This window comes from Streptomyces sp. NPDC001027 (assembly GCF_040299045.1).
Lineage (GTDB): Bacteria > Actinomycetota > Actinomycetes > Streptomycetales > Streptomycetaceae > Streptomyces.
The window spans coordinates 42,421-61,385 of the sequence record NZ_JBEPBI010000017.1; the positions used below are offsets into that span (position 1 = coordinate 42,421).

The following is an 18,965-nucleotide window of genomic DNA, read 5'->3' on the forward strand; positions in this document are numbered from 1 at the left end:
GACACGCGAAGACCCCCGAAGCCCTGAACCGCTCCGGGGGTCTTCGTCATTTCGGCGTGCGGGGAACTCAGATCTCGTACGTCTGCCGGGGCGCGGCCAGTTCCACCGGGCCGTCGAACACCGCGCGGGCGTCGGCGAGGTTGACCTGGGGGTCGGTCCACGGCGGGATGTGGGTCAGCACCAGCTTGCGCGCGCCCGCCCGGCTCGCCGTCTCGCCGGCCTCGCGGCCGTTGAGGTGCAGGTCGGGGATGTTCTCCTTGCCGTGCGTGAAGGCGGCCTCGCAGAGGAACAGGTCCGTGTCGCGCGCGAGTTCCAGCAGTGCGGGGCTGACGCCCGTGTCGCCGGAGTACGTCAGCGATCGGCCGCCGTGCTCGACGCGGATGCCGTATGCCTCTACCGGGTGGGCGACCCGCTCCGTGTGCACGGTGAAGGGGCCGATGTCGAAGGTGGACGGCTTGACGGTGTGGAAGTCGAAGACCTCGCTCATGGAGGAGGCCGAGGGGGTGTCGGCGTAGGCGGTGGTCAGGCGGTGCTCGGTGCCCTCGGGGCCGTAGACCGGGATGGGGTCGCAGCGCCCGCCGTCGTGCCGGTAGTAGCGCGCGACGAAGTACGCGCACATGTCGATGCAGTGGTCGGCGTGCAGATGGCTCAGGAAGATCGCGTCGAGGTCGTAGAGACCGCAGTGGCGCTGCAGCTCGCCGAGGGCGCCGTTGCCCATGTCGAGAAGCAGCCGGAAGCCGTCGGCCTCGACGAGGTAGCTCGAGCAGGCCGATTCCGCGGAGGGGAACGACCCCGAGCAGCCGACGACGGTGAGCTTCATAAAGCAGAAACCTCCGCTGGCGGGTAACCGGGAAGGGTCCGGAAGGGACCGTGAACGCTTGATCGTCACATGGGGCGACGGGGGTCGTGCGGTTCGTCGAGCGTAAGGCGCAAAACCCCGGGTCGCTCCTCCGCCAGGGGCCGTTGTGGGCGAACTCACCTGCGCTGTCACCGGTTCGGCTGGACCAAGGGCGTGCGGGATGCAACAGGGGGCGCGCGTTGATGGTCGCGCGCTGGTGGGGCCGCCGGTAACGTCGTCGTATGGACACGTCCTGGTGGCTCGCGCTCGCCGCGGTGGTACTGCTGGCGCTGGTCGCCGCGCTCGTGGACGGCTGGGGTCGTGGGCGGCGTCCGCGGGAGGGCGGGAGCCGGCCGCCCGGTCGGCCGAAGCGCCCGGCGACGGGACGGCCGGCACGGGGGCGTGATCGCGCGGGGCGGCCGCAGCCGGCGGAGATCTGGTGGGCTAACGTGCCGTTCGAGGACGCGCCCGAATCGTGGGCGGCCGGGCGGCGCGGGTCGCCCCGCTCCTTCGGCGCCGGGACGGCGGCGGGGGACGCGCGGGCCAAGGACCGGCCGTGTCTGGTGCTGGCGGTGCGCGGCGACCGGGTGACCGTCGCGAAGATCACCAGCAGGTACCGGGACGAGCGGCCCGGAGTGATCCCGCTGCCGCCGGGGGCCGTCGGGGACGCGCAGGGGCGGCGGAGTTTCCTGGAGACGGACGAGTTGCGCCAGGTCCCGGTGCGGGAGTTCCGGCGCCGGGTGGGGGTCGTGGACCCGGTCCTGTGGGACCAGGTCCGTCATCTGACCGCCTGAGGTCCGGGCCCTGGTTCCCCGCGACTCTCACCGGAGCGGCTGCTTCGGGGAAGCGGGCGCTCCGGGAACCGGGCCCGTAGGAAACCGGAGCCGCCCGGGCTCTACGCCCAGAGCTGGCCCTGGAGGGTCTCGATCGCCTCCTCCGTGGTGGCCGCGGTGTAGACGCCGGTCGACAGGTACTTCCAGCCGCCGTCCGCCACGACGAACGCGATGTCGGCGCTCTCCCCCGCCTTCAGCGCCTTGTTGCCGACGCCGATCGCGGCGTGCAGGGCGGCGCCGGTGGAGACGCCGGCGAAGATGCCCTCCTGCTGGAGGAGTTCCCGGGTGCGGGTGACGGCGTCGGCGGAGCCGACGGAGAAGCGGGTGGTGAGGACGGAGGCGTCGTACAGCTCGGGCACGAAGCCCTCGTCGAGGTTGCGCAGGCCGTAGACGAGGTCGTCGTAGCGCGGCTCGGCGGCGACGATCTTCACGTCCGGCTTGTTCTCGCGCAGGAAGCGGCCGACGCCCATCAGCGTGCCCGTCGTGCCGAGGCCGGCGACGAAGTGGGTGATGGAGGGGAGGTCGGCGAGGATCTCGGGGCCGGTGGTGGCGTAGTGGGCGCCCGCGTTGTCGGGGTTGCCGTACTGGTAGAGCATCACCCAGTCGGGATGCTCGGCGGCGAGTTCCTTGGCGACGCGCACGGCGGTGTTGGAGCCGCCGGCGGCCGGGGAGGAGATGATCTCGGCGCCCCACATGGCGAGCAGGTCGCGGCGTTCCTGCGAGGTGTTCTCGGGCATCACGCAGACGATGCGGTAGCCCTTGAGCTTGGCCGCCATGGCGAGGGAGATGCCGGTGTTGCCGCTGGTGGGCTCGAGGATGGTGCAGCCGGGGGTGAGGCGGCCGTCCTTCTCGGCCTGCTCGACCATGTGCAGGGCGGGGCGGTCCTTGACGGAGCCGGTGGGGTTGCGGTCCTCGAGCTTCGCCCAGATGCGGACGTCGGCGGACGGCGAGAGCCGCGGCAGGCGCACCAGAGGGGTGTTGCCCACCGCGGCCAGCGGGGAGTCGTAACGCATGGGGTCCGGCGGCCGATCAGGCCATGCCGCCGGCGACGGCCGGCAGGATCGTCACGGTGTCGCCGTCGGTCAGCTTGGTGTCGATGCCGTCGACGAAGCGGACGTCCTCGTCGTTGAGGTACACGTTGACGAAGCGGCGCAGCTTGCCGTCGTCCACGATGCGGGCGTGGATGCCCGCATGGCGGGTCTCGAGGTCGGTGAACAGGTCGGCGAGGGTCTCACCGCTGCCCTCCACCGCCTTCTGACCGTCGGTGTACTGGCGCAGGATGGTGGGGATGCGGACCTCGATGGCCATGGCTGAGGGCTCCTGTCGGAAGGTGTGGGCAGCGCGAAAACGTGCGTGTGGGACGCCGCGGCTCACGGCCCACGGCGGCAGGACCTGCGTCAACAGATGGCGCTGGCGAGCCTGCACAGGTCGACGTGCAGCCGCGCCACGAGCAGTGCGCCCGGCGTCTTGTCGCTCACGTCGTTCAGAACCATGGGCTCATCGTATCGATTCCCGGTCAGGCGTCCGGAGTGTGATCTCACGTGGCGGACGGATGGGGTCCAGAGAGTGGGATCGCGCCGGTTGGGGGGCCTCCCGGTACGGCCGGCTCGCCCGGCGGGCGCGGGTGCGGCCCGGGCCGCGCGTCCCGGCGGCGGGGGGCCTGGGGCGGCGGGGGCGGGGGCGTCAGACGACGGGCTTTCCGGTCAGGTGGACGCCCGCCGCGCGCAGGTCCTCCAGGGCGCGGTCGGTGGTCGCCTCGGCCACGCCCGCGGTGAGGGACAGCAGGACCTGGGTGCGGAAGCCGGCGCGGGCGGCGTCCAGGGCGGTGGCCCGGACACAGTGGTCGGTGGCGATGCCGACCACGTCGACCTCGTCGATCTGCCGGTCCCGCAGCCAGTCGCCCAGGCTGACGCCGTTCTCGTCGGCGCCCTCGAAACCGCTGTAGGCGGCCGCGTAGTCGCCCTTGGAGAAGACGGCGTCGACGGCGCCGGAGGCGACGGCCGGGGCGAAGTTGGGGTGGAAGCCGACGCCCTCGGTGCCGGCGACGCAGTGCGCGGGCCAGGAGTGGACGTAGTCGGGGTTGTCGGCGAAGTGGCCGCCGGGCGCGATGTGGTGGTCGCGGGTGGCGACGACGTGCCGGTACCCGGCGGGGGCCTGCCCGATGAGCTCGGTGATGGCGGCGGCCACGTCGGCGCCGCCGGCCACCGCGAGGCTGCCCCCCTCGCAGAAGTCGTTCTGCACGTCTACGACGATCAAGGCGCGGCGCATGGTCGGTGTCCTTCGGTGGGGGTCCTCCGGTTCTTCCGAGCCGGAGGAAAGGTGAAGTAATTGAGCCTAGAGACTTTGCCGGCGGTACGGGAGGGGGCGGACCGGTGGTCCGGCGCGCCCCCTCCCTCAGGGCCCACGCCCTAGCTACCCGACGGGCCGTGCAGATACTCCGTGGGGATGACGGGTTCGCCGCGGGAGAGCTGGGTGGCGGACAGGGGCAGGCCGGCGCGGGCGGCGACATGGCGGTCGCGGACGGCGTCGAGGGGCTCGCGGGCGACGACCTCGCCGCCCTTGACGAGGTCGACGAGGAGCCCGCGGTCGGCCAGTTCGGCGGGGACGTCGCCGGTGCCGACGACTTCGGCCTCGGCGACGCCGTTGGCGTCGAGGCGGCGGGCGGCCCACTTGCGGCCGCCGACGGAGGTCTTGCCGCCGGACGACTTCTTCGCCACCGGGACGAGCGGCGCGGCCGGGTCGTCGGACCCGGCGCGGGCGACGAGCTTGTAGACCATGGAGGCCGTGGGGTGTCCGGAGCCGGTGACGAGCTGGGTGCCGACCCCGTAGGCGTCCACGGGGGCCGCGGCGAGGGAGGCGATGGCGTACTCGTCGAGGTCGGAGGTGACGATGATGCGGGTGCCGGTGGCGCCGAGGTCGTCGAGCTGCCGGCGCACCCGGTGGGCGACGAGGAGGAGGTCGCCGGAGTCGATGCGGACGGCGCCGAGCTCGGGTCCGGCGACGTCGACGGCCGTGCGGACGGCCTCGGCGACGTCGTAGGTGTCGACGAGGAGGGTGGTGCCGCGGCCGAGGGAGTCGACCTGGGCGCGGAAGGCGTCCCGCTCCTCGTCGTGCAGGAGGGTGAAGGCGTGGGCGCTGGTGCCGACGGTGGGGATGCCGTAGCGGAAGCCGGCGGCTAGGTCGGAGGTGGTGGTGAAGCCGCCGATGTAGGCGGCGCGGGCGGCGGCGACCGCGGCGAGTTCGTGGGTGCGGCGGGCGCCCATCTCGATGAGGGGGCGCTCGCCGGCGGCGGAGGACATGCGGGAGGCCGCGGCGGCGATGGCGGAGTCGTGGTTGAGGATGGAGAGGATGACGGTCTCGAGGAGGACGCACTCGGCGAAGGAGCCCTCGACGCGCATGATCGGCGAGCCGGGAAAGTAGACCTCGCCCTCGGGGTAGCCGCTGATGTCACCCGAGAAGCGGTATCGGGCGAGCCAGTCGAGGGTCGTCTCGTCGACGATGCGGCGTTCGCGCAGGAAGCCGAGGAGGTCGGCGTCGAAGCGGAAGTTCTCCACCGCGTCCAGGACCCGGCCGGTGCCGGCGACGACGCCGTAGCGCCGGCCGTCGGGCAGCCGGCGGGTGAAGACCTCGAACACGCTGCGGCGTTCGGCGGTGCCCGCCTTCAACGCGGCCTGCAGCATCGTCAGCTCGTACTGGTCCGTGAAGAGCGCCGTCGACGGGACTCGCACCGGCAGCCCAAGGTCCGCTGTGTTCATGACGAGGATGCTACCCCCTTTTCGTCGGTGTGACGATTTCGGTGCGGCGTGGCAGCATGGGCCTTGTGACGTCACCCGCTCCCCTTGAGATCGAACGCACCGAGTCGGCGGAGGAGGTCTTCGCCGTACCCGAGCCGGACGTCCCCTGGGTCACGATCGTCCACAACGACCCGGTCAACCTCATGAGCTATGTGACGTACGTCTTCCAGGCGTACTTCGGCTACTCCAAGGACAAGGCCACCAAGCTCATGCTCGACGTCCACCACAAGGGCCGGGCGGTCGTCTCCAGCGGTTCCCGCGAGGAGATGGAACGCGACGTGCAGGCCATGCACGGGTACGGCCTGTGGGCCACCCTCCAGCAGGACCGGAAGTAGCCTCCCCTCATATGCCTGGACACTTCGAACCGCTCCCCGGCGGCGGCGCGGCCGTCGCGCTCGACGACGTCGAGATCTCCATCATCCGGTCGCTGGCCGTGCAGCTCCTGGAGCTGATCGGCCCCGGCCCCGCCGAGGACGCCCCCGACGACCCGCTCGCCGAGCTCTTCGCCGAGGGGCCGAGCGAGCCGCCCGCCGATCCTGTGCTCCGCAGGCTCTTCCCCGACGCCTACACCGACCCGGAGGCCACCCCGGGGCCCCGGGAGGCGGACGAGCAGAAGGCGCACTCCGCCGAGTTCCGCCGCTACACGGAGAACGACCTGCGGGCCGGCAAGCGGGAGAACGCCCTCACGGTGGTCCGCTCGCTGGACGAGCTGGCCTCCGAGGCGGCCGGCGGGGGCGGGGCGGTGCTGAAGCTGACGCCGCAGGAGTCCCAGCAGTGGCTGCGGGCGCTGAACGACCTGCGGCTGGCGATCGGCTCCCGGCTGGAGATCACCGACGAGGAGGACACCGACCTCCTCTACCGGCTGCCGGACGAGGACCCGCGCAAGCCGATGGTGATGGCGTACCTGTGGCTGGGCGGGCTCCAGGAGACCCTGGTGACGACCCTGACGCCGTAGCCGTTACGCACCGGTTCGCACGCATTTCCCGTTCGCTCAGAGGACGCTCAAATCCGGATAACGATCGCGTCACCGCGACGGCCGGGAGTGTCCTCTTTGTGTCACGTTCATCCGCTTCTTCTGGTGTCGTGCGCCACACGTTCCGCCGCTGACCGATATTGCGGGCGTGATAAATCTTCACGACCGCCCGGCGAACACCACCCGTATGTTCCGCCGGGTGCGCCACCGAGCCGGTTGATCGCCGGCCAGGCATCGCTCCATCAGTCCGGGGGGATCGAAACCCGATCCGAGGCCGACGAGAGGTCCGGATCGGCATGGAGAAAGGCGCACCACTACATGTCCTCTGAGAAGGTCACTGACACCGCCGTCACTGACACTCCCGAAGAGGGGTACGAACGCGGACTCGGCAGCCGCCAGGTCCAGATGATCGCCATCGGCGGCGCCATCGGCGTCGGCCTCTTCCTGGGGGCCGGGGCGAACATCGCCAAGGCCGGCCCCAGCCTCATCGTGATGTACGCCCTCGCCGGCGCGATCGTCTTCTTCATCATGCGGGCGCTCGGCGAGCTGCTGCTGTACCGCCCGGTCTCGGGCTCGTTCGCGGAGTACTCCCGCGAGTTCCTCGGCCCGTTCTTCGGGTACTTCACCGGCTGGACGTACTGGCTGATGTGGGTCGTCACCGGCATGGCCGAGCTGACGGCCGCCGCGATCTACGTCAACTACTGGTTCCCGGCCGTCCCCCAGTGGGTCACGGCGCTGGTCTTCCTGGTGATCCTGTTCGGGGTGAACCTGATCTCCGTGAAGGTCTTCGGAGAGCTCGAGTTCTGGTTCTCGATGGTCAAGGTCACCGCGCTGATCGGCATGATCGTCATCGGTCTGGGCGTCCTCACCTTCGGCTTCAGCTCGGCCGGCGACACGGCCGCCGTCTCCAACCTGTGGGCCTTCGACGGCTTCTTCCCCAAGGGCGTCGGCTCGTCCCTGATGACCCTGCAGGGCGTCATGTTCGCCTACCTCGCGGTCGAGCTGGTCGGCGTCACGGCCGGCGAGTCGGAGAACCCGGAGAAGACCCTCCCGAAGGCCATCAACACGCTGCCGTGGCGGATCGCGCTGTTCTACGTCGGCGCGCTCACCGTCATCCTGTGCGTGGTGAAGTGGACCGAGTTCGCACCCGGCGTCTCACCGTTCGTCGCGGCCTTCGCGAAGATCGGCATCCCCGCGGGCGCGGGCATCGTCAACTTCGTCGTGCTGACGGCCGCGCTGTCCTCGTGCAACTCCGGCATGTACTCGACCGGCCGCATGCTGCGCAACCTGGCCGACAGCGGCGAGGCCCCGGCGGTCTTCCGCAGGCTGTCCGCGTCCAAGACGCCGGCGTTCGGCATCACGATCTCGGTGCTCTTCATGGGCATCGGCGTGATCCTGAACTACGTCGTCCCGGAGAAGGCCTTCGGCTACGTCACCTCCGTCGCCACCGCGGCCGGCATCTGGACCTGGCTGATGATCCTGATCAGCCACGTCCTGTACCGCCGCGCGGTCGTCGCGGGCCGGCTGCCCGCGTCCAGCTTCCCGGCCCCGGGCGGCTCGGCGTTCAGCTGGGTGGCCATCGTGTTCCTGCTCTTCGTCACCGGCCTGATCGCGTACGACGCCGACTCGCGGGTCTGCCTGTACGTGATGGCGGGCTGGGCTGCCGCCCTCGGCGTCGGCTGGGCGGTCCTGAAGAGCCGCAACCCGCAGGTCGCCGCCCGGCGCGAGCCGGAGTTCGAGAAGGTCGGCTGAGGCGCCGGCCGGACGTCGGCCGGGCGGCCGCGTCGCAGGGAGCACTCGTGGCGCTCCCTGCGGCGCCCGCCCTGACCGTCCGCGATATGGGCCGTTCCGTACCACTCCTCGGTACGGGACGGCCCCTTTGCTTATCCTGGCGACCATGCTGACCATCACCCAGGACCTGCACGACCGGATCGTCGCCCACGCGCGCAAGGACCACCCCGACGAGGCGTGCGGCGTGGTCGCGGGGCCGGCGGGCACGGACCGCCCGGAGCGCTTCGTCCCGATGCTGAACGCGGCCATGTCCCCCACGTTCTACGAGTTCGACTCGGGCGACCTGCTGAAGCTGTACCGCGAGATGGACGACCGCGACGAGGAGCCGGTGGTCATCTACCACTCCCACACCGCGACCGAGGCCCACCCCTCCCGCACCGACGTCTCCTACGCCAACGAGCCCGGCGCGCACTACGTCCTGGTCTCCACCGCCGACACCGACGGCCTCGGCGAGTTCCAGTTCCGCTCGTTCCGCATCGTGGACGGCGTGGTCACCGAGGAGGACGTCCGGGTGGTGGAGGCGTACTGAGCCGCCGCGGCGCGGGCGGGCCGGCCTAGGCCGCCGCTGCGTCGAGGAGGGCGCGGACGGGGCGCCACAGCTGGGGGCCCGCGGACCCGCCGGCGACGGGGACGCCGTTGTCGGGGGCGGTGCGCCAGACCAGGCCGTCGGGGTGGTGCAGGACGGCCGTGATCTCGTCCGGGGTCGGGGGCGCCGCGTTGCCGCGCAGGTAGACGGCCCGCAGGCCCAGGTTGCGCAGCCGGGTCAGGGCGCGTGCGCGGTTGTGGGCGTGGACGAGGAACCGGACGTCCGCGGAGGGGCCCGGAAGGCCCTCCCGCGCCGCGGGGCGGGGCAGGTTCAGCGCCACCACCACCATGCCGTCGGGCAGCTTGCAGAAACCTCCTGCGGCCATGCGGTCACACCCCCGTGCGCGTCGGTATCGGCATCGGCGCCACGGGCGGCGCCGATGTGCGGGTCGGAGTCGGTGTCGATGCCGGCGTCGGAGCGGGCGTCGAGGGGACTGTCAATAAGAAGGGCACAGGAGGCACCTAAACACGATCGGCGGCAACCCGCCAAGGGGTTGCCGCCGATACGCGTCTGACCTGCGAAAACGTCGACTACTTCGCCGACGGTCCGACCTGCAGGCCGATCGTCGAGCCGTCCGCCGGCTCCTTGACGATCTTGATGCGGGTGTTGGTGTCAGTGATCTTCACGCCCGCGAGCGGGGTCTTCGCGTCCCAGTACGTGGACGTGCCGTCGTCGAAGACCGGGATGCCGATCCGCGACTTGACCTTGGTCGCGACGCCCGCCTTGTGCAGCGTGAACGCGTCGGTCGCGGCGCGGCCGAAGGTGGAGTCGAAGGACTGGATCCGGCTGTTCATGTACGTGCCGTCGGCCCACTTCATCGGCGTCGGGTGCGCGTCGACGGGCAGGATGAGGCCCGTGCCGTTGTGCTGGCTGGTGTTGTCGTCAGCCTGCGAGGTGTCCCACTTCCAGATCAGCAGACCGTTCTGGTACGGGTAGTGCTCGACCCAGGACGGACGGGTCGTCGAGAAGCCGAAGTTGTACGGGCCGACCTTGAGGGTCTTGTCGTACGACGTGTACTGGCGGTTCTCGGCGATGTAGTACTGCGGGTAGTCGTCCGTGATGGACGCGCCGATGCGGGAGAAGCCGTTCGCCGTCCAGGCGGCGTCCTGCGACTCGGCGTTGTCGGAGAAGACGGTCGCGCCGTTCGCGGTCACCGTGATCTCGTCGGCCGCGAAGCCCTTCAGGGCCACGCCGCCGTCGCTCTGGTAGCGGAAGCGCAGGGCGACCTTCTTGCCGGCGTAGGCGTCCAGCGAGTAGGTCAGCTTCTGGTAGGCCGCCACCGAGCCGGTGAGGGCGGGCTTGCCGCTGCCGTCACGGGTGATGGCGCTGCCGTCGGCCAGCTTGCCGTCGATCGGCGTCCAGTTGGCGCCGCCGTCGGTCGACACCTCGGTGTAGAGGAAGTCGTAGTCGGCCTCGATGTCCCACCAGCCGTCGAGGGTGAGGCTCGCGGTGGACTTGCCGGTCAGGTCGACCGAGCGGGACAGGGAGTTGCGCAGGTCGTTGCCGCTGCCGCTCCACCACTGCGTCTTGCCCTGCGCCGGGGCGACCACCTCGGTGGTGACCGTCTTGTCGGGCAGCTGGACGATGAGGGCCTGCGGGTTCTTGGTGTTGTACTCCGCGACGCCCAGCGTGTGGTTCGACTTCTTGCCGGCCGTGGCGACGTCGTAGTCGAGCCAGCCCAGCTGCAGCTTGTCCCAGGCGTTCATGTCGCCGGGCAGGTCGCCGATGGTGTCCTTGCCGGTGCCCAGCCAGGAACCGGAGGACATCAGCGTCCAGAAACCGGTGGAGTTCTCGCCGCCGCCGGAGGTGTCGTACTCGTCCGGCAGGCCGAGGTCGTGGCCGTACTCGTGTGCGTAGACGCCGAGTCCGCCGTTCTCCGGCTGGATGGTGTAGTCGCCGACCCAGACCCCGGTGTCGCCGATCTGGGCGCCGCCGAGCCTGTTGGCGTCCGGGCCGGTGGAGCCGGCGTCGGTGCCGAAGGCGTACCAGCGGTGCGCCCAGATGGCGTCCTCGCCCTGGGCGCCGCCGCCCGCGGACTCGTCCTCGCCGGCGTGCACGATCTGGAAGTGGTCGATGTAGCCGTCGGGCTCGTTGAAGTCGCCGTCGCCGTCGAAGTCGTAGCGGTCCCACTGGTCGTACTGGGCCAGCTCCGCCTTGATCTCGGCGGCCGAGTCACCGGCGGCCTCGCGCTCGGCGACCCAGGCGTTGACGCCGTCCTGGACCGCGTACCAGGCGCCGGTGGTGGCCTTGTTGGAGCCGTAGCGGGCCTCGTTGTAGGGGACCTTGACCCAGTCGGTCACCTCGCCGTCGACCGAGTAGCGGCCCGAGGACTGCTTCTCGTAGTACTTCTTGAGCGACTCGGCGTTCTTGCCGGCGCCGAAGTACAGGTCCTGGAAGTGCTTCTGGTCGTAGTCCGCCTGCCAGGCGGTGGAGTTGTCCTGCTTGCGGTCCGGCTTGGCTATCTGGTTGTGCAGCGGGCCGGGCGTGCCGCCGTAGCGGCTGTCGACCTGGTCGCCGAACTCGACGAGGATCGTGAAGATCTTGTCGGTCTTCTCGCGGCCGAGTTCGACGTACTTGCTGTCGCCCTTCTTGCTCTTGAGCTGGACGACCTTCGAGCCGTCGCGGTTCTTGACCGACGACCGGCCGGCTATGACCTCCTTGAGCGCCTCCTCGCGCTGCGCCTCCTGCGTCTTGCTGAGCGGCCCGTCGAAGTCGTGCTGGCGGGCCTTGGCCGGCTGCGGGTCGTGCCGGCCCGCCGCCGGGGACTGCGCCGAGTCGTTCTCGGCGGCCTGCGCCACGGCGAACGTCGTGAACGTCGCCGTGGCCGCCGCGAGTGCGACGACCGTGGCGGCCGTGCGGAACGTCCAGGATCTACTGGTCACTTGATGTCCTCCCACGCACGCGTCAGCCCGCGCGGTAGGGGGATTCCTGTCAAGGAAAGTCCGCGCGCTGTTATACGCGTGTAGTCAAGTGACGCTATTTGACTACTGGTTTAGAAGAAAAGACAGACCTTGACTTGGACAGGTCAAGTGCATTATTGGGAGACGGTGTTCGCATTACGGACGCGTGACGGATTCTTGACGTAACCTCCGGCGGGCGTGAGGCGTAGCCTCCGGCGGGCGCGCGAGGCAGTCCACCTGGTGGACGTCATGACTCCGTGCGCCCCCTGTGCTCCGGCACCGTGGGTTAGGTCACGCTTACCGTTGGTTCCGCTCGGGCATGCAGCCGAATAGAGTCGAGACCGCCCCCGCTCCCGAGGACACGATTGCCATGCCTCGTCCGACAGTCGCACAGCTCACGTACGGTTCCTGCACCGTCATCTTCTCGACGCTCGCCATGCTGCTGCTGTCGCAGACCAGTTCGGGCCCCGGGATCGCCGTCGTCGTCGTCGCCGCGGTCGCCCTCGGCGTGCTCGTCGCCATGACGGTGCCGACGCCGAAGCCCCCGCGAGCCCCCGTCGCCCGTTCCGCGGCGAACCGAGCCGTGAGCCGGCCCACCGCGCCCGTCGCGGTTCCCGCGCACACGTCCGGGACCAGGTCCGTGACCCTGCCCGTTCCGGCTTCGGTCGCCTCGGCGCCCGAACCCGTCCGGGAGCCCACAGCTCCCTGACCCGCACGTCGGCGGCACGGTGAAGGGCCCGCGATCGAGGTCGCGGGCCCTTCACCGTGCCGTTGACGTGCCGTACGGCGCGTCAACGGGTGGCGACCACCACCGTCTTGGCCGCCTTGTCGTGCAGGCCCTGCTTGTAGGGCTTGTCGAAGTAGCTCCAGCCGCCGCAGACCGCCGTCCACAGACAGGCGCAGCAGAACGCGAACGGCACCCACAGCACCAGGGCGCGCACCAGGGACGTCTGCGCGGAGGGCGTCGAGCCGTTGTCGAGATTGGCCACCCGCATGCCGAGCCACCTCTTTCCCAGCGTCTGACCCGTCCGGGCGATGAGGATCGTGTCGTACGCGACGTACAGGATCGCGGTGACGAGCTCCCGGCCGAAGGTCTTGCCGAACTCGATCCGGTCCGCGTCCACGGTGTACTGCGCCACCCCGAACGCCCATGCCAGCAGCGACACCACTGCGAAGACGAGGATCATGTCGATGATCCGGGCCAGCGTGCGCCTGCCGCTGTCGGCGAGCGGGGGCATCCCGGCGAGCGGGTCCGCCGGGTAACCGCCGTAGGGGTCGCCCCCGCCGCCGCCGTAGGGATCACCGCCGTAGGGGCCGCCTCCGTGCGGACCGCCTCCGTAGGGGTCGCCGCCGCCCGGCGCGCCCCCGTACGGGTCCCGCGGGGCGTCGTACGGCGAGCCCTGCCCCGCGCCGAACGGGGGCGGTCCCTCGTCGGGCGGGGGCTGCGGCGGCCGCTTCCTGAGCGGGTCGTCCTCCGGCGGCTCGCCACCGCCGGATCCGCGAGGCGGTTCGTTGGTCATGCCCCCGAGTCGATCGCGAACCCCCCGGCTCCGCACCCGGCGAGCGGCCGTCCGGGGTACGCCCCGCCGGGCCTGGCCGGCCGGGCCCGGCGGGCTCCGGTCAGCCGGCGACGAAGGTGTGCGCCGCCTTGTCGTGCCAGCACTGGCGCCACGGCCGGTCGAACAGGCACCACAGGACGCCCACCACCCCGACGGCGAGCAGACCGGGCACGCTGTAGACCAGCCAGCGGCTCAGGGCCGCCCCGTAGGACGGGGGCTCGCCGCCCTCGATGTCGCGCACCTGGAGCCCCAGCAGCTTCTTGCCCAGCGTGCGGCCCCACTTGGCGGTCGGCAGCGCCTCGTAGAGGATCCCGAAGACCAGCAGGACGGCGAGGACGATTCCCAGGTACACCGCCGTCGTGCCGTCCAGCAGCCAGACGGTGACGGTCTCTCCGCTCAGCTTGGCCGCGTCGATCTTCTCGTCGACGTGGTCGAGAGCCCGCACGCCGAGCGGCAGGGCGGCTCCTGCGGTGACGGCCGCGAGGACGAGCGTGTCCACGAGGCGGGCGGCCAGCCGCTTGCCCAGGCCCGCGGGACGCGCCTCGGACTGGCGCCGGGCGGCCGCCTGGAAGACGTCGTCGACCGGCGGCTTCCAGGGCGTGACGGGTCCGTCCTCGGCGCCGGTGAGCCGGTGCACCTGCTGCGCCCAGGAGGGCTGGCCGCCCCCGGCCCCCGCGGCCATGGGGGCGGAGGCCGCGGAGACGGCGGGGGTCGCGGCGGGCGCGGCCGGCCGTGGCTGAACAGCGCCGGGGCCGGGGCCGCCCGGGCCGGCGCTCTGATGGGGCACACCCGGAACGGGCTGTGCGGGCTGAGCAGGCGGAGCGAACTGCTGAGGCGCGGACGGAGCGGGCGGCGCCGCGGCGGGCTGAGCCGCGGAGGGCGCCGAGGGTGCGGGCGGGAACCCGTGGCCCTGCGGGGCGGGAGCCGCCGCGGCCTGCGCGGGGCTCTGCGGTGACGGGATCTGCGGGGACGGGATCCGCGCGGGCCCCTGCGGAGCCGGGACGCCCGGTCCCGGGGCGCCCGGTGCGGGTGCGGCCGCCGCCCGGTCGGCCGCCGCCTTGCCGGCTGCGAACCCGGGGGGCGCGGCCGTCGGGCCGTCGCCCGCGGTCGGCCGGCGGAAGACGAACGTGCCCCCGGAGACCACGTCCCCGGCTGCCGCGCCCGCCTCCGGCTCCGCGGGCGGGATCGTCGTCATGCCGTCGGTGCTCGTCGAGGCGCCGTCGGGCTGGACCTGGGCGGGCGAGGGCATCCTCGGGTCGGCGGCCGGCGGAGCGCCCCAGGAGACCCGGCGGTCCTGGTCGCCGCCGAAGCCGGACTGGTGGGAACGGTCCGCGCCCCACGCCGAGGCCGGTTCGGGACGGCCGCTGTACGGGTTCACCGGGACGGGGCCGTCGGGCTGGGGGTCCTCGTCGAAGAAGTGCGGGCCGGTCTCCTCCACCGGGGCGGCGGGCGTGCCGCCGGACGGGGCGGTGAGCGGGCGGCCGTCGGACGGGGCCGGCCGGCTGGTGCCCGGCACCCAGGCGGAACCGTTCCAGTACCGGACGTATCCAGGGATGGACGGGTCCGGGTAATACCCCTCGCGGGGCCTGTCGTCGCCGGGTGCCGGGGTTGGGGCGCTCATGTCCGTCGTCCCGTATCTGCTCGGGGGTGGGATGGGGGGCTCCACATCTATCAGACGGACGCAAGCCCCACCGCCAGTCCTGTCGGACCCGCCCCTTTCCGGGCAACGCCGTGCACGCTCTTCACACGTTCGGAACCGTCCGCAGGGGACTCGGAGGGTCCTCACCGGGCCGGTGCGGGAAGTCCGCCGAAAAAATTTCCGCAGACCCGCGTAATGGTCGCGGCGCTGTCCGCTCTCCACTCGTACGAGCCCGCACACGGGCACGCCCACGGGCCGCGCACGGGCCCGTCGACGAGAGGAGAACGACATGCAGCACACCGTGGTGGAGCGCGAGCTGGAGCTCAGACTGATCCTGTCGCCGGAGCGCGCCGTCCCGGTGCCGGCCCGGCTCGGCTACCGCAGCGACGACCCGTTCGCCGTCCACGTGACCTTCCACATCGACTCCGCGCACCCGGTGGGCTGGACGTTCGCCCGCGAACTGCTGGTGGAGGGGGTGTTCCGGCCGTGCGGGTACGGGGACGTACGGGTGTGGCCGACCAAGTCCGAGGGGCGCAGCGTGGTGCTGATGGCGCTGAGCTCGCCCGACGGGGACGCCCTGCTGGAGGCGCCGACGGCCCAGGTCTCGGCCTGGCTGGAGCGGACCCTGCGGGCGGTGCCCCCGGGCGCCGAGGGCCTGCGGCTCGGCATCGACGACGCGCTGGCCGAGCTGCTCGCCCCGACGCCCGCGGACGACCTGTGGCTGTGCGACCCGTGGCCGTCGGACGAGTCCCGGGACGGCGAGTGAGCCGCCGGGGCGCACGCCGGGCGGCTCGCGAGGGCGTGCCCGGTCTCAGAACAGCTTGCCCGGGTTGAGGATGCCCAGCGGGTCGAAGGCGGCTTTGACGGCGCGCTGCATCTCGACGCCCACCGGGCCGATCTCGCGGGCCAGCCATTCCTTCTTCAGCACGCCGACGCCGTGCTCGCCGGTGATCGTGCCGCCGAGTTCCAGGCCGAGGCCCATGATCTCGTCGAAGGACGCGCGGGCGCGCCGGCACTCGTCGGGGTCCGCCGCGTCGAAGCAGACCGTGGGGTGGGTGTTGCCGTCTCCGGCGTGGGCGACGACCCCGATGGTCAGTCCGTGGGCGCGGGCGATGCGTTCCACGCCCTCGATCATCTCGGCGAGCCGGGAGCGCGGCACGCACACGTCGTCGATCATCGTCGTGCCCTTGACGGCCTCCAGCGCGACGAGCGACGACCGCCGTGCCTGGAGGAGGAGTTCGGACTCGGCGGCGTCGTCGGCGGGGACCACCCGGGTGGCGCCGGCCGCTTCGCACAGCGCGCCGACGGCGGCGAGGTCGGCGGCCGGGTCGGGGGTGTCGAAGGCGGCGAGCAGCAGGGCCTCGGTGGACTCCGGCAGGCCCATGCGGGTCAGGGCGTTGACGGCCCGGACGGTCGTGCGGTCCATCAGTTCGAGGAGGGACGGCACGTGGCCGCCCTCCATGATCCGGCACACCGCGTCGCAGGCGGCGGCGGACGAGGCGAACTCTGCGGCCAGCGCCAACTGCTGCGGCGGTCGCGGCTTCAGGGCGAGGACGGCCCGCACGACGACGCCCAGCGAGCCCTCGGAGCCGACGAACAGGCGGGTGAGGTCGTACCCGGCGACGCCCTTCGCGGTGCGGCGGCCGGTGGTCATCAGCCGTCCGTCGGCGAGCACCACGTCGAGTCCGAGGACGTACTCGGCCGTCACCCCGTACTTCACACAGCACAGTCCGCCCGAGGCGGTGCCGATGTTGCCGCCGATCGTGCACGTCTCCCAGCTGGACGGGTCGGGCGGGTAGTACAGGCCGTGCTCGCCCACGGCACGCGAGAGGGCCGCGTTGACGACGCCGGGTTCGACGACGGCGATCCGGTCGACCGGATTGATCTCGAGGATGCGGTCCATCCGGGTCAGGGACAGGACGATGCAGCCGTCGGAGGCGTTGGCGGCGCCGGACAGACCGGTGCGGGCGCCCTGTGGGACGACCGGGACGCGCAGCTCGCTCGCCGTGCGCAGGACGTGCTGCACCTCTTCCGCGGTGCGCGGCAGCACGACGACGGCCGGGGCGCCGGCCGGGCAGAAGCTCGCCATGTCGTTGGCGTACGAGGCCGTGACGTCGGGGTCGGTGAGGACGGACCCGTCGGGCAGGCCGGCCCGCAGCCGTTCCAGCAGGCGGCCGGCCGGCGCGATGCCGTGCGCCGCGGCCGTGCCGTGCGGCGATGCGGTTTCGTCGGTCGTCGTGGTTTCGTCGGTGGCCGCGGTTTCGTCGGTCGCCGCGGTGTCTTCTTCGGCTGGTGCTTCCCAACGGCTCATGATCACAGGCTCGCACTCCGGGGCCATCGGTGTGAACCCCCGTCCGGGGACCCTCCGGCTGACGTCGCACGGTCGTCGTACTGACGCACAGTGAGCGCCATGGAGAACGAGGAGCGCGCCGCCGAAGAGCGCACCGCCCCCGACGGGACTCCTGCGGAGGCCGTCGCGGCAGCCGCCCGGGAACCCGCCGCGCAGGCCGTCGACGAAGCCGCCGCAGGGGCCGCGGAGGAGGGTCCCGGGGAGGGCGGCGAGCAGGGGTCCGGGGAGGGTGGCGAGGAAGGCTCCGCGACGCGTCGGCGCCGGCGCCGGCGTCTGGTCGTCGGCTCGCTCGTGGGGTGTCTGGTGCTGGGCGGCGGGGTGCTGGTGTGCCTGCCCGGCGAGGGGCCGGCGGGACGCGGGGCGCCGGCGGCGGCTCCGGGGGCCCAGGCGGGATCGGCGGTGCGGGCGGGGGTGGCGGCCGCGCTGCCCGAACTGGCGGCGCTGATCGAGGAGCGGGAGCGGGCGGTGCGGGAGCGTCCCGGGGACGCCCGGTCCTGGGCGGTGCTCGGCACGGCGTACCTCGAGCAGGGCCGGCGCACCGCCGAGGTCGCCGTCCTGTATCCGAAGGCCGAGCGGGCGTTGCGGACCTCGCTGAAGGCCCGTCCCCGGGGCAACGCGGACGCCCTCGGCGGTCTCGCCGCGCTGGCCAACGCCCGCCGGGACTTCCCCGCAGCGGTGCGCTGGGGCGAGGCCGCGCGCAAGGAGGCGCCGAAGCGCTGGACGACGTATCCGCAGCTCATCGACGCGTACACCGGCATGGGGGACTACAAGAAGACGCTGAAGGCGCTGGACGCGCTGACGGCGCTGCACTCCGGTCCTGCCGTGCGGGGACGGGCGGCGGGCGTCTACTGGGACCGGGGCCGGCGTGAGGACGCGCAGGCCGCGCTGGCGGACGCGGCGGTCGGCGCCGTCTCCCCCGCCGAGCAGGCGGCGTGGCTGGAGCGGGCCGGGCAGCTCGCCTGGGAGCGCGGTGAGCCGCAGGACGCGCTGCGGCACTTCCAGGAGGCGGTCCGGCTCGACCCGGACCAGCGGGCGGCGCAGGCCGGTCAGGGCAGGGCGCTGGCGGCGCTGGGGCGGACGACGGAGGCGCTGAACGCGTACCGGGTGGCGCTGGAACGGCAGCCGCTGCCGCAGTACGCGCTGGAGCTGGGCGAGCTGTACGAGTCGCTGGGGCTGGCCCAGGCGGCGCGGGTGCAGTACGACCGGCTGCGGACGCTGGTCCGGCAGGAGTCGGCCGGCGGCGTCGACGGGGAGCTGACGCTCGGCCGGTTCGAGGCGGACCACGGGGACCCGGCGTCGGCGGTGCGGCGGCTGCGGGCCGAGTGGCGGCGGCAGCCGGGCGTCGCCGTCGCGGACGCGCTGGGCTGGGCGCTGCACCGGGCCGGGGACGACGAGGCGGCGCTGAGGTTCGCCTCGATCGCCACCGACCGGGTGCACGGGGGCGCGGTGTACAGCGCGCCGTACGTGCACCACCTGGCGGTGATCGAACGGGCGCTGGGGAAGGACGGCCCCGCGCGGCGGCATCTTCAGGAGGCGCTGCGGATCAACCCGCATTTCTCGCCCCTGTTCGGCCCGGCGGCCCGGGCCGCCCTCGCCGGCCTCGGCGACGAGCCGCCCCCGGCCGAACTGCCCGACTAGCGCCGACGCCGACTGGCGCCGCTGCCGGAATCAGCGCGCGGGCACGGCGTGGCGTGGCGCGGTC

The 18,965-nt window shown here is 72.3% G+C and carries 19 protein-coding genes; 8 read left to right on the forward strand and 11 right to left on the reverse strand.

The features are described 5' to 3' along the window. Positions 1–67: 67 nt before the first annotated feature. Positions 68–820 carry an MBL fold metallo-hydrolase gene (locus tag ABT300_RS08290; RefSeq protein WP_351673315.1) on the reverse strand — a complete coding sequence of 251 codons (753 nt, stop codon included), beginning with the start codon at positions 818–820 and terminating at the stop codon, positions 68–70. 260 nt (positions 821–1,080) lie between these two features. Here ABT300_RS08290 and ABT300_RS08295 point away from each other — a divergent pair, with 260 nt between their 5' ends. Beyond that, positions 1,081–1,632, forward strand: a complete 552-nt coding sequence (locus ABT300_RS08295) for a type II toxin-antitoxin system PemK/MazF family toxin (protein ID WP_351673317.1) — start codon at positions 1,081–1,083, stop codon at positions 1,630–1,632. Between the two features lie 101 nt (positions 1,633–1,733). On the opposite strand, the gene ABT300_RS08300 is transcribed toward ABT300_RS08295, so the two are convergent. The 5 genes from ABT300_RS08300 to ABT300_RS08320 form a co-directional block, all read right to left on the reverse strand. Further along, positions 1,734–2,684 carry a PLP-dependent cysteine synthase family protein gene (locus tag ABT300_RS08300; protein ID WP_107443741.1) on the reverse strand — a complete coding sequence of 317 codons (951 nt, stop codon included), beginning with the start codon at positions 2,682–2,684 and terminating at the stop codon, positions 1,734–1,736. Positions 2,685–2,700: 16 nt separating this feature from the next. Next, entirely contained in the window at positions 2,701–2,979 is a 279-nt protein-coding gene (locus tag ABT300_RS08305) for a MoaD/ThiS family protein (RefSeq protein WP_057574449.1), read from the reverse strand. 89 nt (positions 2,980–3,068) lie between these two features. After that, the gene (locus ABT300_RS08310; protein ID WP_216825713.1) at positions 3,069–3,164 is read right to left on the reverse strand and encodes a putative leader peptide; all 96 of its coding nucleotides are present in this window, start codon (positions 3,162–3,164) and stop codon (positions 3,069–3,071) included. Between the two features lie 190 nt (positions 3,165–3,354). Further along, positions 3,355–3,939 (reverse strand): isochorismatase family protein, encoded by a 585-nt coding sequence (locus tag ABT300_RS08315; RefSeq protein ID WP_351673321.1) that lies wholly within the window; start codon positions 3,937–3,939, stop codon positions 3,355–3,357. A 140-nt stretch (positions 3,940–4,079) separates the two neighbouring features. Beyond that, positions 4,080–5,426 carry a nicotinate phosphoribosyltransferase gene (locus tag ABT300_RS08320; RefSeq protein ID WP_351673323.1) on the reverse strand — a complete coding sequence of 449 codons (1,347 nt, stop codon included), beginning with the start codon at positions 5,424–5,426 and terminating at the stop codon, positions 4,080–4,082. 56 nt (positions 5,427–5,482) lie between these two features. Between ABT300_RS08320 and clpS the strand changes: the two genes are divergently transcribed. From clpS to ABT300_RS08340, 4 genes are all read left to right on the forward strand, one after another. Next, positions 5,483–5,800, forward strand: coding sequence for an ATP-dependent Clp protease adapter ClpS (clpS, locus tag ABT300_RS08325; protein ID WP_057574446.1), 318 nt, complete (start codon positions 5,483–5,485; stop codon positions 5,798–5,800). Between the two features lie 11 nt (positions 5,801–5,811). Beyond that, positions 5,812–6,420 carry a DUF2017 domain-containing protein gene (locus ABT300_RS08330; protein ID WP_351673325.1) on the forward strand — a complete coding sequence of 203 codons (609 nt, stop codon included), beginning with the start codon at positions 5,812–5,814 and terminating at the stop codon, positions 6,418–6,420. A gap of 336 nt (positions 6,421–6,756) precedes the next feature. After that, on the forward strand, positions 6,757–8,190 hold the full coding sequence (locus tag ABT300_RS08335) for an amino acid permease (protein WP_351673327.1): 1,434 nt from the start codon (positions 6,757–6,759) through the stop codon (positions 8,188–8,190). Between the two features lie 145 nt (positions 8,191–8,335). Further along, positions 8,336–8,758, forward strand: a complete 423-nt coding sequence (locus ABT300_RS08340) for a M67 family metallopeptidase (RefSeq protein ID WP_351673329.1) — start codon at positions 8,336–8,338, stop codon at positions 8,756–8,758. A 25-nt stretch (positions 8,759–8,783) separates the two neighbouring features. Here ABT300_RS08340 and ABT300_RS08345 read toward each other — a convergent pair whose 3' ends face one another. Together ABT300_RS08345 and ABT300_RS08350 are read right to left on the reverse strand one after the other, a co-directional pair. Then, a complete protein-coding gene (locus ABT300_RS08345) occupies positions 8,784–9,140 on the reverse strand; it encodes a hypothetical protein (RefSeq protein ID WP_351673331.1) in 357 nt (118 codons plus the stop codon). A gap of 205 nt (positions 9,141–9,345) precedes the next feature. After that, positions 9,346–11,697 carry an immune inhibitor A domain-containing protein gene (locus ABT300_RS08350; RefSeq protein WP_351673333.1) on the reverse strand — a complete coding sequence of 784 codons (2,352 nt, stop codon included), beginning with the start codon at positions 11,695–11,697 and terminating at the stop codon, positions 9,346–9,348. A 388-nt stretch (positions 11,698–12,085) separates the two neighbouring features. On the opposite strand from ABT300_RS08350, the gene ABT300_RS08355 reads away from it, so the two are divergent. Continuing rightward, a complete protein-coding gene (locus ABT300_RS08355; RefSeq protein WP_351673335.1) occupies positions 12,086–12,424 on the forward strand; it encodes a hypothetical protein in 339 nt (112 codons plus the stop codon). 82 nt (positions 12,425–12,506) lie between these two features. Here ABT300_RS08355 and ABT300_RS08360 read toward each other — a convergent pair whose 3' ends face one another. After that, positions 12,507–13,235 (reverse strand): RDD family protein, encoded by a 729-nt coding sequence (locus ABT300_RS08360; RefSeq protein ID WP_351673337.1) that lies wholly within the window; start codon positions 13,233–13,235, stop codon positions 12,507–12,509. A gap of 100 nt (positions 13,236–13,335) precedes the next feature. Beyond that, entirely contained in the window at positions 13,336–14,895 is a 1,560-nt protein-coding gene (locus tag ABT300_RS08365; RefSeq protein ID WP_351673339.1) for an RDD family protein, read from the reverse strand. Positions 14,896–15,202: 307 nt separating this feature from the next. Here ABT300_RS08365 and ABT300_RS08370 point away from each other — a divergent pair, with 307 nt between their 5' ends. Further along, the gene (locus ABT300_RS08370) at positions 15,203–15,679 is read left to right on the forward strand and encodes an SsgA family sporulation/cell division regulator (RefSeq protein ID WP_351673341.1); all 477 of its coding nucleotides are present in this window, start codon (positions 15,203–15,205) and stop codon (positions 15,677–15,679) included. A 45-nt stretch (positions 15,680–15,724) separates the two neighbouring features. Here ABT300_RS08370 and ABT300_RS08375 read toward each other — a convergent pair whose 3' ends face one another. Then, on the reverse strand, positions 15,725–17,230 hold the full coding sequence (locus tag ABT300_RS08375; protein ID WP_502977893.1) for an FAD-binding oxidoreductase: 1,506 nt from the start codon (positions 17,228–17,230) through the stop codon (positions 15,725–15,727). Positions 17,231–17,323: 93 nt separating this feature from the next. Between ABT300_RS08375 and ABT300_RS08380 the strand changes: the two genes are divergently transcribed. Further along, the gene (locus ABT300_RS08380) at positions 17,324–18,901 is read left to right on the forward strand and encodes a tetratricopeptide repeat protein (protein ID WP_351673345.1); all 1,578 of its coding nucleotides are present in this window, start codon (positions 17,324–17,326) and stop codon (positions 18,899–18,901) included. Positions 18,902–18,965 lie beyond the last annotated feature (64 nt).